Annotated in this window: 11 protein-coding genes; 7 read left to right on the forward strand and 4 right to left on the reverse strand. The window is 72.4% G+C overall.

What is annotated here, in order from left to right; genetic code table 11:
• Nucleotides 1-91 precede the first annotated feature (91 nt).
• Nucleotides 92-1,573, reverse strand: coding sequence for an FGGY-family carbohydrate kinase (locus BOSE127_RS08245; protein ID WP_042538198.1), 1,482 nt, complete (start codon nt 1,571-1,573; stop codon nt 92-94).
• 125 nt (nt 1,574-1,698) lie between these two features.
• Between BOSE127_RS08245 and BOSE127_RS08250 the strand changes: the two genes are divergently transcribed.
• The 3 genes from BOSE127_RS08250 to BOSE127_RS08260 are packed head-to-tail and all read left to right on the forward strand — an operon-like array spanning nt 1,699 to nt 4,596.
• A complete protein-coding gene (locus BOSE127_RS08250; RefSeq protein WP_159556854.1) occupies nt 1,699-2,775 on the forward strand; it encodes a LolA family protein in 1,077 nt (358 codons plus the stop codon).
• The gene (locus BOSE127_RS08255; RefSeq protein WP_159556856.1) at nt 2,772-3,749 is read left to right on the forward strand and encodes an ABC transporter ATP-binding protein; all 978 of its coding nucleotides are present in this window, start codon (nt 2,772-2,774) and stop codon (nt 3,747-3,749) included. Before BOSE127_RS08250 ends, BOSE127_RS08255 begins: the two co-directional genes overlap by 4 nt.
• Entirely contained in the window at nt 3,736-4,596 is an 861-nt protein-coding gene (locus tag BOSE127_RS08260) for an ABC transporter permease (protein WP_017888447.1), read from the forward strand. The genes BOSE127_RS08255 and BOSE127_RS08260 overlap by 14 nt, the downstream gene beginning before the upstream one ends.
• Nucleotides 4,597-4,648: 52 nt before the next feature.
• On the opposite strand, the gene BOSE127_RS08265 is transcribed toward BOSE127_RS08260, so the two are convergent.
• Together BOSE127_RS08265 and BOSE127_RS08270 are read right to left on the reverse strand one after the other, a co-directional pair.
• On the reverse strand, nt 4,649-5,710 hold the full coding sequence (locus tag BOSE127_RS08265) for an NADP-dependent oxidoreductase (RefSeq protein ID WP_082046853.1): 1,062 nt from the start codon (nt 5,708-5,710) through the stop codon (nt 4,649-4,651).
• A 198-nt stretch (nt 5,711-5,908) separates the two neighbouring features.
• Nucleotides 5,909-6,835: a metallophosphoesterase gene (locus tag BOSE127_RS08270; RefSeq protein WP_159556858.1), complete on the reverse strand. Its 927-nt coding sequence runs from the start codon at nt 6,833-6,835 to the stop codon at nt 5,909-5,911.
• 226 nt (nt 6,836-7,061) lie between these two features.
• On the opposite strand from BOSE127_RS08270, the gene BOSE127_RS08275 reads away from it, so the two are divergent.
• Both BOSE127_RS08275 and BOSE127_RS17355 read left to right on the forward strand, forming a co-directional pair.
• The gene (locus BOSE127_RS08275) at nt 7,062-8,255 is read left to right on the forward strand and encodes an alpha-hydroxy acid oxidase (protein ID WP_042538277.1); all 1,194 of its coding nucleotides are present in this window, start codon (nt 7,062-7,064) and stop codon (nt 8,253-8,255) included.
• A 282-nt stretch (nt 8,256-8,537) separates the two neighbouring features.
• On the forward strand, nt 8,538-9,500 hold the full coding sequence (locus BOSE127_RS17355) for a glycoside hydrolase family 16 protein (protein WP_228499926.1): 963 nt from the start codon (nt 8,538-8,540) through the stop codon (nt 9,498-9,500).
• Nucleotides 9,501-9,615: 115 nt separating this feature from the next.
• Here BOSE127_RS17355 and BOSE127_RS08285 read toward each other — a convergent pair whose 3' ends face one another.
• Nucleotides 9,616-9,978 carry a hypothetical protein gene (locus BOSE127_RS08285; RefSeq protein ID WP_071251986.1) on the reverse strand — a complete coding sequence of 121 codons (363 nt, stop codon included), beginning with the start codon at nt 9,976-9,978 and terminating at the stop codon, nt 9,616-9,618.
• A 167-nt stretch (nt 9,979-10,145) separates the two neighbouring features.
• Between BOSE127_RS08285 and BOSE127_RS08290 the strand changes: the two genes are divergently transcribed.
• Both BOSE127_RS08290 and BOSE127_RS08295 read left to right on the forward strand, forming a co-directional pair.
• The gene (locus BOSE127_RS08290) at nt 10,146-11,687 is read left to right on the forward strand and encodes an MFS transporter (protein WP_328698928.1); all 1,542 of its coding nucleotides are present in this window, start codon (nt 10,146-10,148) and stop codon (nt 11,685-11,687) included.
• Nucleotides 11,680-12,660: an alpha/beta hydrolase gene (locus BOSE127_RS08295; protein WP_159556860.1), complete on the forward strand. Its 981-nt coding sequence runs from the start codon at nt 11,680-11,682 to the stop codon at nt 12,658-12,660. The genes BOSE127_RS08290 and BOSE127_RS08295 overlap by 8 nt, the downstream gene beginning before the upstream one ends.
• The last annotated feature ends 188 nt before the right edge of the window (nt 12,661-12,848 follow it).

A 12,848-nucleotide genomic window follows, 5' to 3' on the forward strand; every position in this document is an offset into this window, starting at 1 on the left:
CCGCACGACACCGGTGTTCGCGCACTGAACACGCCCATTCCGGTGTTCGGCACGCGAACACCGGTGTTCCGCGGAGCGGCGCCGCCGCCGATCAGCCCCGCGCGGCCAAGCGGTGCACGACGGCCTTCGTCGCCTCGTACAGGTCGCGGTAGTCGCGGTACCCCGCCTCGTACGCCGCCGTCGCCTCGGGGTCCGGCTCGATCACCGTCGCCGGCGGGTTCCACGCACCGATGTCCACGGTGTCGCCCGGCCCCGCGACGAGTTCGGCCGCCAGGAACGCCGAGCCGAAGCACGCACCGATCGTCACGCTCGGCACCGTCTGCCGCAGCCCGGTGACGTCCGACACGATCGTGGGCCACAGCCGTCCGAGCAGCCCGCCGCCAGCCCCGACGAGTTCGCGGACCTCGACCCCCGCGTCGCCGAGGGCCTCGAGGTGGTGCCGCACCGCGTACGCCGTCGCCTCGAGCGTCGCCCGGTAGATGTCGCCGCGCGTGTGCCGGACTGTCAACCCCGCGAGCACGCCGCGAGCGTCCGGGTCGGCGATCGGCGTCCGTTCCCCCGCGAAGTACGGCAGCATCAGCAGCCCGTTCGCCCCGATGCCGGAGCACCGCGCTTCCTCGAGCATGGTCGACCACTCGCCGTCGACCAGCCGTCGCAGCCAGTCCGTGATCGCCCCGGAGGTCGCCATCCCACCGGACACGCTCGGCTGCCCCGGGTGCGTGCCGACGGTCGTCCACATGCCCGGCACCGACGTGGGTTCGGCCGTCGGCACGATCATGAACATCGTGGTGCCGTACTGCAGGAACATCCGGCCCGGCACGGACTCGCCGACGCTCACGCCCTCGGCCCAGGCGTCGATGGTCCCGGCCGTCACGGGGATGCCGGCCGGGAGGCCCGTGGCCGCGGCCGCCTCGGGCGTCACGACGCCCGCCTGGTCGCCGGACCACAGCAGGCGCGGCATCGCGAGACCGGGTGCCAGTCGGTCGCACCACTCCGGGATCCAGGCGTTCGCGTGCACGTCGTAGAGGGGTGTCGTCTGACTGGCCGAGTGGTGGTCGAGGACGTACTCCCCCGTCAGCCGTTCGACCACGCGGGACGACGGCATCGTGAACCGTACGGCCCGCGCCCAGACGTCGGGTTCGTGCCGCGCGAGCCAGGCGAGCTTCACGCCGGCGGCCTGCGTGCTCAGGGCGGACCCGCAGCGGGCGCGGATCGCGCCCTCGCCGCCGAGCTCCGCCGTGACGTCGTCGAGCAGCGTCGCCGTCCGGGTGTCGATGCCGTACAGGATCGCCGGACCGAGCGGCGCACCGTCGACGTCGGTCAGCAGCGCGCACGGTCCGATGCCGCTCACGCCGACCGCCTGCACCTCGACGTCGGGCACACGGTCGAGCAGGGAGCGGGTGAGCGACGTGAACTCCTCCCACCAGACGTCGGAGTCCATCTCGACCAGGCCCTGTTCGGGGCGGTCGACCTCGTGGCGACGGCTCACCTCGGCGAGCACGGTGCCGTCGAACCGGGCCAGCAAGGCCTTCGTGCTCGACGTCCCGATGTCCAGACCGAGCACCGCGCGCATGCCGCCTCCTTCGCCGCCACACGACCGCCGCCGGTCGCCCCACGAGTCTACGAGCGACGCCCAGCTGCCTGTCGGGGGCCGGACGTACGGTACCCACGACTCGAATGCTCCACGAGGGGAACCCGATGAAGAAGTCAGCCTGGCTGCCAGCCGTCATCGCACCGGTCGTCGTCGCCGGCGCCGTGGCCGCGCCGATGATCGCGAACGCCGCGAACGACCCGATCGCGGGGACGAACCCCACTGCGGCGGCCGTCATCGCCAGCATCGCGAAGTCGTCGGATGCCCAGTACTCGGGCAAGCTCTCGCAGACGAGCGCGCTCGGGCTCCCCGAACTGCCCACCGGGTCCGGCGGCTCCTCGGTGGAAGGCGACGCCTCCGACGTGCTCGGACTCCTCACCGCGTCGCACACCGCCCGTGTCTACGTCGACGGCCCCGACAAGCAGCGCGTCCAGCTGACGCAGCAGCTCGCCGAGCAGGACGTCGTCCGCAACGGCTCCGACGTCTGGACCTGGGACTCGAAGGAGCGCACCGCCACGCACGTGACGCTGCCGAGCGACACCGCGAAGGACCCGCAGGACGGCACGACGACCCCGGCCGACATCGCGGAGCAGGCCATCGACGCCATCACCCCGACCACCACCGTGTCGAAGCCGACCCAGGTCAGCGTCGCCGGCCACGACGCCTGGCAGATCACCCTGACCCCGAAGTCGTCCGACACCCTCGTCGGAGCCGTCCGGTTGGCCGTCGACCAGCAGACCGGGCTCCCGCTCCGTGCGAGCGTCCAGGCCGCCGGCGCGGACGAGCCCGCGGTGCAGGTCGGGTTCACCAGCCTCGACTACGGCGCCCCGGCAGCCCGGCTCTTCGACTTCACCCCGCCGTCGAACGCGAAGGTGACGGAGAAGGACCTGTCCGACGCCGGCACCCACACGAAGGGCGAGCACGGCGACCGCCGTGGCACCCCGAGCGGTGACGAGCCGACCTTCACGGGCACGGGCTGGGGCACCATCGCCGAGCTCCCCGCGGGCACCGCCGACCAGTCCGGGCTCGACGGGGACGCCTCGGGCCTGCTCGACCAGCTGACGAAGCCCGTCGACGGCGGCCGCGCGGTGCAGACGTCGCTCGTGTCGGTCTACCTGACCGACGACGGCCGCGTCTTCGCGGGCGCCGTGCCGGTGGCTTCCCTGGTCGACGCCGCGAAGTGAGCACGGCCGACCACCAGGTGAGCACGGCCGGGCCGGCGCCCGACCTGGCGATCCGCACCACGGGCCTCCAGAAGGTGTTCCGCAAGCAGCGCGCGGTCGACGGCATCGACCTGGCGGTGCCGCGCGGCGCGGTCTTCGGGTTCCTCGGGCCGAACGGTTCCGGCAAGACCACCACCATCCGGATGCTGCTCGGTCTGTCGAGCGCGAGCGGCGGCACCATCGAACTGCTCGGCGAACCGATGCCGAAGGCGCTGCACGATGTCCTGCCCCGCGTCGGCGCGCTCGTCGAGGGGCCGGCCTTCTACCCGTACCTGTCCGGTCGGGCGAACCTGCAGCGCTTCGACGCGGCCGACCCCACGTCCGACCCGCGAACGCGCAAGACCCGCGTCGCCCGTGCCCTCGACCGCGTCGGGCTGACCCACGCCGCCGACAAGAAGGCGCACGCGTACTCCCTCGGCATGAAGCAGCGGCTCGGCCTGGCAAACGCCCTGCTGTCGCCGCGTGACCTACTGGTGCTCGACGAGCCGACCAACGGCCTCGACCCGCAGGGCACGCGCGAGGTCCGCAACCTGATCTGGTCCCTGGCCGACGACGGCACGACGGTGTTCGTGTCGAGCCACCTGCTGGCCGAGATCGAACAGGTCTGCACGCACGCGGCCGTCATGCGGACGGGCAAGATCGTCGCGCAGGGCCCCCTCGACGAGCTGCGCGCAGCCGGCGCCCGGACCGTGACCGTGCGGACGCCCGACGTCGGCCAGGCCGGCACCGTCCTCACGCGGCTCGGGCTGACTCCTCGGCACGACGGCGGGGCCGACGTGCTCGTGGCCGACCTGCCGAACGAGCTGCTGCCCGAGACCATCACCGCCGAACTCGTGCGCGCCGACGTCCGGGTCCGTGGCCTGGACGTCGGCGGTGGCACCCTCGAGGACCTGTTCGTCGCACTCACCGGAGAGGGATTCGATGTCGCAGCCTGACGTGGCCGTGCGCGAGGTGCCCGTGCGCCGTCGGCAGCGCACGTTCGCACTGCTCGGTTCGGAGCTCGCGCTGGTGTTCCGGCGACGCCGCACCTGGGCGATGCTCGGGGCGCTGGCGCTCGTGCCGATCCTGATCGCGGTCGCCGTGCGGCTGACCACCGACGGCGACGACGGCGGGCCGGCGTTCCTCGGCGACATCACCAACAACGGGCTGTTCGTGGCGTTCACCGCGCTGACCGTGTCGATCCCGCTGTTCCTGCCGCTCACCGTGGGTGTGGTGGCCGGGGACACCGTCGCGGGCGAGGCCAGCCACGGCACGATCCGCTACCTGCTCGTCGCACCGACCGGCCGGGTGCGGTTCGTCCTGGTGAAGTTCGTCGGCGCCGTCGCGTTCTGCCTGGCCGCCACGCTGCTGGTCGTGCTGGTCGGCGCCGCGATCGGTGCCGTGCTGTTCCCGATCGGGCCGGTCACGCTGTTGTCCGGCACGCAGGTCGACGGCTGGTCGTACGCCGGCCGGGCCCTGCTGCTCGCGCTGTACGTCGCGATGTCGATGCTCGGGCTCGTGGCGATCGGCATGTTCGCCTCGACCCTGACGAACGTGCCGGTCGGGGCGATGGCGGCGACGGTCGTGCTCGCCGGGGCGTCGCAGGTGCTCGACCAGCTCCCCCAGCTCGACTGGCTGCACCCGTACCTGTTCTCGCACCAGTGGCTCGGCTTCGGCGACCTGCTGCGCGACCCGATCTCGTTCGACTCGTTCGGGTCGAACGCGGTGCTGCAGCTCGGGTACGTCGTGGTGTTCGGAGCGCTGGCGTACAGCCGGTTCGCCTCGAAGGACATCCTGAGCTGACGCGGACGGGGCCCGGCACGAAGGTGCCGGGCCCCGGCAACGCTCAGCTCGCTCAGCTCGCGGGCGAGGCCGATCCGCCGGCCATCGTCTCCGTTTCGGTCCCCCGCGCATCGGCGTACCGGTCGCGCAGGTCACGCGCCTTCTCGGAGCGGTACCAGTCGAGCCGCGCCCCGGTCTCCACGGTCTGCATCCCGATGACGACCTTGCCGCGGGACTTCATCTCGGCCAGGTCCTCGTACGCCTCGACGATGTACTCGAACGGGTAGAAGCCCGAGATCAGGACCTGCACGCGACGGTCCTGCACGGCCTTCGCCAGCAGGGTCAGCAGCTCGCGGGTCTCCTCGTCCTCGGCGGGCGCGCGGAGGAACCGGACCTCGATGTCCCGGCGTTCCTCGGACGACACGAACCGCTCCTGCCCGACGCCGAGGCGCTCGGCCAGCAGCTCGGCGTTGCTCTCGCCGTGGTTGTCGATGAACGCGGTGATGGGCCGTCCGTCGGCGATGTCGCGGATGCGGTCCTCCTCGCCCTCGCCGTACGCGACGGGCAGCGTCCCGATCTGTCGCAGGTAGTCGTGGTTGCGCGGGCTGCCCAGGGCGATCACGGTCGCGCCGGCGTCGTGCGCCAACTGGCACTCGATGTGCCCGACGCCACCCGCCGCGGCCGAGATGACGACGGTGTCCTGCGGTCCGAGCCGCAGCGACCGGACGATCGACACCGCCGTGCAGCCCGCCAGGTACAGGCCGCCGGCGACCTCCCACCCGACGTGCTCCGGCTTCTTGATGACGGCGCCGCGCGGCACCGCGATCCAGGTGGCGTGGGCGCCGCCGGTCGGCGCGTGCCCCATCACCTCGTCGCCGATGCGCAGGTCCTTCACGCCGTCGCCACGCGCGCGGACGATGCCGGCGAAGTCGACACCCTGGTGTGCGGGGAACTCGAGGTCGACGTGGTCGCGGAGCTTCCCCTCGCGCAGGAACCGCTCGATGTGGTTCAGGCCCGCGGCCACGATCTCGACGACGATCTCGCCCGGACCTGCCGTGGGCTTCTCCTGGGGGACGAGCTCGACGACGTCGAAGTCTCCGTACCGGTCGTACTGCACTGCACTGCCGACTCGCATGGGTGCTCCTTCGCTCAGGTGTGCATCCGTGCTACTCGGTGTTCCCGCATGCAACCCGAAGACGCGGGGTACCGCGGCTGTGGACGCGACCAGACGACGGACGGGAGGCCCGTGGCGGCCCCGCCACGGGCCTCCCGTCCGTCCTGACGCGCGTGCACCGCTCGCAACGGCCGGGCGCGGCGCCCGCTGGCGCTCGGATCAGTGCTTGCCGGCGGCCGCGATGACGGACCGAACCGTCTCGGCGTCGAGGTGGAAGGCCCGCGAGTCGGCGGCGCCGCGCGGCACGCGGACCGGTGTGGACCAGACCGAGCCGTCCGCGGCGACGTCGACGACGAGTGCGCCGCTGTCGACGACGGCGGACTCTTCGTCGTAGGGGCCGACGACGTCGGTGTCGTTCGCGACGCCGGGGGCGACGAGGACCGGGACGCCGGCGAGCGACCCGGCGAAGTGGTGGTGGTAGTGGCCGGCGAGGACGACGCGGACGTCGGAACCGCGGATGACGTCGGCGAGCGCCTCGGGGTTCTGCAGGCGGAGTGCCTCGTGCAGCTCGGTCGGGGCGGGCAGCGGTGGGTGGTGCAGGACGACGACGGTGCCGTGCGGGGCGTCGGTTGCGCCGTCCGCGTCGGCGAGGGCCGTGCGCAGGTGCTCGAGCGCCGTGTCGCTGAGCTCGCCGTACCCGGCACCCGGCACGCTCGTGTCGACGGTCACGATCCGGCAACCGGCCACGACCGACTGCCCGGAGACCGGGACCGTCGGCGGCAGGTACTCCATGGTGTGCACGAGCGCCGCGCCGCCCTCGCCCAGGACGTGCCCGTTGGTCAGGACCTGACGGAAGCCCTCGCGCAGGTCGTGGTTGCCGGGCACCGCGACGAGGGCTGCACCGTGCCGTTGCGCCCAGCCGCCGACGCGGTCCCGCACGGTGGCGTAGGACTCGGGACTGCCGTCCTCGGAGACGTCGCCGGAGACCACCACCAGCCCGATGCCGGGGACGTCGTCGACGTGGGCGAGCAGCCGTTCGAGCGCGACCGTGGTGTCGACCGCGCCCTGGTGCAGGGCCCCGTCGCCGGTCAGGTGGGTGTCGGAGAGGTGGAGGATGCGGAGGGTCCCGGCTGCTGGCGGCTGCATGCGTCCACGGTAGCCACGGCCCCCGTCAGTCCGGTGCGGCGGCCACGGCAGATCGTCTCTGCCCTCGATCGATCCGGAGACGTAGGATGTCTGCATGACCTCGACGGACGACCAGCACCGGATCGACCCCGCCACCGGGGCACCGGCACCCGCGACCGGACCTGCGTCCGCCGCTCGCACGCGGGTCAAGCGGCAGCTGCCGACGGTGCGGGACCTCGCGCCGCTCATGCAGTTCAAGAAGCCGTCGCTGCCGGGTCGGCGTCAGCGCCTCGAACAGGCCTTGACGATCTGGGACCTGCGGGACATCGCCGCCCGCCGTACCCCGAAGGCCGCGTTCGACTACACCGAGGGCGCGGCCGAGGCGGAGATCTCGCTCGCCCGTGCACGGCAGGCGTTCGAGGACATCGAGTTCACCCCGGCGATCCTGCGGGACGTGTCGAAGGTGGACACCTCGCGTCAGGTGCTCGGGGCGCCGGTGTCGTACCCGTTCGGCATCGCGCCGACGGGCTTCACGCGGATGATGCAGACCGAGGGCGAGCGGGCCGGAGCCCGGGCGGCCGGGCGAGCGGGCATCCCGTTCTCGCTGTCCACGATGGGCACCACCGCGATCGAGGACGTCCGCGACGCCAACCCGCACGGCCGCAACTGGTTCCAGCTGTACATGTGGAAGGACCGCGAGAAGTCGATGGCGCTGGTCTCCCGGGCCCAGCAGGCCGGGTTCGACACGCTCCTGGTCACCGTGGACGTCCCCGTCGCGGGTGCGCGGCTGCGGGACAAGCGGAACGGGTTCTCGATCCCGCCGCAGTTGAGCGCTCGGACCGTGGTGAACGCCATCCCGCGGCCGTGGTGGTGGTTCGACTTCCTGACCACCGAGCCGCTGGCGTTCGCGTCGCTCGACCGCTGGTCCGGCACCGTCGGGGAGCTGCTCGACCACATGTTCGACCCGACGGTCACCTACGAGGACCTCGCCTGGATCCGCGACCAGTGGCAGGGCAAGGTCGTCGTCAAGGGCGTGCAGTCCCTGGCGGACGCGAAGCGCCTCGCCGACCTGGGGGTCGACGGGATCACGCTGTCGAACCACGGCGGTCGGCAGCTCGACCGGGCACCGGTGCCGTTCCACCTGCTGCCCTCCGTGGTCAAGGAGGTCGGCAACGACACCGAGGTGCACCTCGACACGGGCATCATGTCCGGCGCCGACATCGTCGCCGCCGTGGCCCTCGGCGCGACGTTCACGATGGTCGGCCGTGCCTACCTGTACGGGCTGATGGCCGGCGGCGAGGCCGGGGTGGACCGGATGATCCAGATCCTGTCCGAGCAGATCGAGCGGACCATGCGGCTGCTCGGGGTGGCCTCGCTCGACGAGCTCGAGCCGGGACACGTGACGCAGCTGCAGCGCCTGCAGCCGATCCCCCGGGCCTGATCGCGCGTTCGACTGCGGCCACCGGATGTTCGTCGGTCGATTTCCGTGACACCCCCCGAACGGGTCACAGATGATGCAAGATGTGCGTGGACGCGTCAACGAAACCCTCGGCACCCGGCCGGCTGCTGCGTCCGTCCCTCCCCGCATCCTGCGCCCGAGCATCCACGAGGAGCCCGACATCTCGACCCGAAGCACGTGCACGCCGCCGCGCGGCACGACCCCACGACACCCGTCCACTCCCAGGTCCACGACCGCCTCTGCGCCCACCGACGGGCGCACCCGATGATCCGCCACCGCGCGATCCTGGCGGCCGCGACCGCCGGCGCCCTGGTCCTCGGCGTCCCGACCGCCGCTTCCGCCCGCACCTGGTGGGGCTGGGACGGGGAGCGCCACCGGCACCACGCCCCGGTGGACCCCACCCCGACACCGGTCCCGGACGAGACGGAGCCCACGGCCCCCACCGACGAGTGGACCCCGGAGGCGGAGCCCACGCAGGACTCCGCGCCGGTCGAGGACACCGCGCCCGTCGTCGAACCCGAACCCGCGCCCGCGCCCGCGCCCGATGCGGAACCCGGAGTGGACGCTGCCCCGGACGCCGATGCCTCCCCCGCAGATCTGTCCGCACTCGCGCCCGACGCCCCGTTCGTCGAGGACTTCACCACGAACGCCGTCACCGGCCTGGTCCAGTCGCTCTACCCGCAGTCGTGGCACCCGTACCCCGACGGCACCTCGGGCATCTACGCGCCGAGCAAGACCGTCTCGGTCCACGACGGCGTGATGGACGTCGCCCTCGGCACCGGTGCCGGAGCGGCCGGCACCTTCGGTTCCTCCGACGGCGCCTGGGACCACGTCGGCGGCTCGTTCTCGGTGCGCGCGAAGGCGACCGGCGGCGACGGCAACGGCGCGGCCTTCATGCTGTGGCCGACGTCGAACGTGTGGTCCGACGGCGAGATCGACTTCCCCGAGGGCAACTTCGAGGACAGCCCCTCGGCGTTCCACCACTCGATGACCCCGGGCAAGGAGTCCGACCGGGTCCAGGTCGGCACCGGTGTCTCGTGGCGCGAGTGGCACACGTACAAGGTGGACTGGGTGCCCGGTGAATCCGTGACCTACAGCGTCGACGGCACGGTCCTCGACACCGTCACGGACGACGTGCCGACGACCCCGCACCGCTTCATGTTCCAGGTCGGCAACTGGGGCGAGCAGGGCAACCTGCTCATCGACTGGGTCTCGACGACCGAGTAGCGTCCGCAGGCCGCACCACGACGGACGGGAGGCCCGGTGCCAGCTGGCACCGGGCCTCCCGTCCGTCTGCGTGGTCGCGTCTGCTTGCCGCAGCGCGCCCGGCGGGGCCTGTGGGCTAGGGCTTCTCGTCGACGAGGGCGATGAAGCGGCTGCCGATGCCCTCGACCTCGCGCCGCGTCAGCCCGGCGGTGGGCTCGGGCGCCTGGTACGGGGCGTGGTAGTCGCACATCAGGTAGTCCCACTCGGGCCACCACTTCTTCGGACGTGCCTCTTCGTCGAAGCCGCAGACCACGCACTCCAGACGGGCCCAGACCTTCTTGGTGCCGGTGCGGTTGGCGCGGGACTGCACGAGCCAGGCGGGCGGGTCCTGCTCGATCGCGTCGAGCTCCGCTTCGCTCAGGCGCGACGGGATGCCGTGGCGGGTCGCCATCTCGAGGGGGATGTCGAGCCGGACGGCGGCTTCGCGGCGGGAGAGCATCCGTCCAGGGTAGGTCCTGCGGCGACCGCTCCCGCGCGCGGACTTCCGTCGACCGGTCGGTCCGTGTATGGTCTGGATCACTGAGGTAAAAGGCGCCGCGATCTGCGACGCACCAGCACGCGGCATCGAACGAGTCGCCACTTCTTCCCTCGAAGGAGTGCGCCATCGTGTCCCCCAGTTCCCCTCTCAGCCCCGGGCACGTGCCCGCCGGTGGCCGGTCTCCTCGTCTGCGCGACGCATGGATCGCCCTCGCCGGACTGTCGGCGGTGTTCCTGTTCGAGATGCTCGACAACTCCGTGCTCAACGTCGCCCTGCCCACGATCGGTCGCGACCTGGGCTCGTCGACGACGGGCCTGCAGTGGGTCTCGGGTGCCTACTCGGTCGCCTTCGGCGGGCTGATGCTCCTGTTCGGCGCCGTCGCCGACCGCATCGGTCGCCGCCGGGTCATGCTCGCCGGGCTCGTCCTGCTGGCCCTGGCGAGCCTCGCCACGGCGGTGGTCACGTCGACCGAGCAACTGATCGCCGTGCGGGTCGCGATGGGCATCGCTGCGGCGATGACGACGCCCGGGTCGATGGCGCTGGCGTTCCGGCTCTTCGACGACGAAGGGCTCCGGGTCCGGGCGCTCACCGTCATCTCGACGGCCGGGCTCGTGGGGCTTGCCATCGGGCCGACCGTCGGCGGGTTCGTGCTCGCCGTCGCGCCGTGGCAGGTGCTGCTGCTGGCCGACGTGCCGATCGCGGTCCTCGCGCTCGTCGGGATCCGGTCCGGTGTCGTCCGCGACGATGCTGCAGGGCTCCGCCGCGACCCGGTCGACGTGATCGGGGCACTGCTCGGCACCGCGACGACCGCAGGGGCGCTCGTGACACCGACGATCCTGGTCGAGTCCGGAACAGCGGACTGGTCGGGGTGGGCCGCCCTCGCCCTGACCGTCGCCTGCGCGGTGGGGTTCGTCGTCCGGGAGCGGACCGCCCGGCACCCGCTGATCGACCTGCACCTGCTCGCTCGTCCACTGGTCTCGAGCGGACTGGCGTTCAAGGCCGCGTCGGGTCTCGCCGTCGCGGGGCTGTCGTACCTCGTGACCCTGCAGCTGCAGTTCGCCTGGGGCTGGCCGCCGGCCCTGGCCGCGCTCGGAACGCTGCCGCAGGTGGTCGTGCTGCTCGTGGGAGGCCGCTTCGTCGGACCGTTCGTGCAGCGGGTCGGCCTGGGCCGCGCCGCCTGGACGAGCGCCGTCTCGGTCGTCGCAGGGCTCGTGGTCTTCGGCACCCTGAGCCGGTACGGGTACCCGTGGGTGCTCGTCGCGCTCGTGCTCGTCGCTGCTGGCATGCGCGTGGTGGGCGTCGTCGCCGGCGCCTCCGTCCTCACCGGTCTCCCCGCGGACCGCACCTCGGTCGGGGCCGCGCTCGTCGACACCTCGAGCGAGCTCGCGAGCGGTGTTGCGGTCGCCACGGCGGGGACGATCGTCGCAGCCTTCGTCGCCGGGAGCATCACCACGACCACCTGGACCGCCGCCCGGCTCGAGGGGTTCCAGGACGCTCTCACCATCGCCGGTCTCGGCCTCGCCGTGATCGCAGCCCTGCTCGTCGTGGCCGGCATGCTCCGAGCCCGGACGAGCGACGTCCGGGAAGGCACGATCCGCGCCGACCCTGCCGGCCCCACCCCCGCACACACCGACCAGACCACCATCACCGAGGAGCCCTCCCGTGTCTGACACCATCGCCCTCCCCCGCCCGCCGTTCGATCCTGAGTTCGTCCCCTTCCTCACCACCATGGACGCGCGCGGCCGCTTCCACCTGACGACCCAGATGCTGCCGCAGATGCGACAGCTGGACATGACCGAGGCGCAGCTCGACGAAGGACTGCGTGCTCGCGGCCTCGAGCGCCGCAGCGTCACGGTCCCGGGGCACCGCGGCGACCCGATCGACCTCGCCGTGATCCAGCGCACCGGCCGCACCGGCACGGCCGCCCTGGCCTACGCGATCCACGGCGGCGGCATGATGTTCGGCCACCACCTCGGCAACCTCGACTCCTACGACGAGTGGCTGCTCGTGCACGACGTCGTCCTGGTCAGCCCCGACTACCGCCTGGCTCCGGAGCACCCGGACCCCTACCCGGTCGAGGACTGCTACGCCGGACTCGTCTGGGCTGCCGAGCACGCCGACGAACTCGGCATCGACCCGGAGCGCATCGTCCTCGTCGGGCAGAGCGCCGGTGCCGGTCTCGCCGCAGGCACGGCCCTCCTCGCCCGCGACCGACAGGGGCCGACCGTGATCGGCCAGGTGCTCGTGAGTCCCATGCTCGACGACCGCGACGCGACCCTGTCGGCTCGGCAGTTCGACGGTGTCGGGGTCGCCGACCGGGAGATGACACGGTTCGGCTGGGACGCCTACCTCGGTGACCGGCGGGGTGGCGAGGACGTGTCGATCTACGCCGCCCCCGGCCGCGCGAGGGACCTCGCCGGGCTCCCGCCCGCGTACGTCGACTGCGGCAGCACCGAGGTGTTCCGCGACGAGACCGTCGCCTACGCCAGCGCGCTCTGGGCCGCTGGTGTCCAGGCGGAACTGCACGTCTGGCCGGGAGCGTTCCACGGGTCGACCAGCATGATGCCGGAGGCAACCCTGTCGCAGCGTGCGACCCGGGCCCTGCGCGAGTTCACCGGAGGCCTCCTCGGCCAGTCCGCCTGAGCGCGGGCAGTCCGAGGCCCGGAAGCCCACACGGAACCTGACGGGAGGCACGGTGCCAGCTGGCACCGTGCCTCCCGTCTCGGCCGTCACCCCCGCGCCCCCGCGCCCCCGCGCCACACGATCAGATCACCCACGGCGCTTCGTCGCCTGCTCGCACGCCCCGAAAGGGGGGAGACGGATCCGTCCAG

It is taken from the genome of Curtobacterium sp. 8I-2, assembly GCF_902506155.1.
Classification (GTDB): domain Bacteria; phylum Actinomycetota; class Actinomycetes; order Actinomycetales; family Microbacteriaceae; genus Curtobacterium; species Curtobacterium poinsettiae.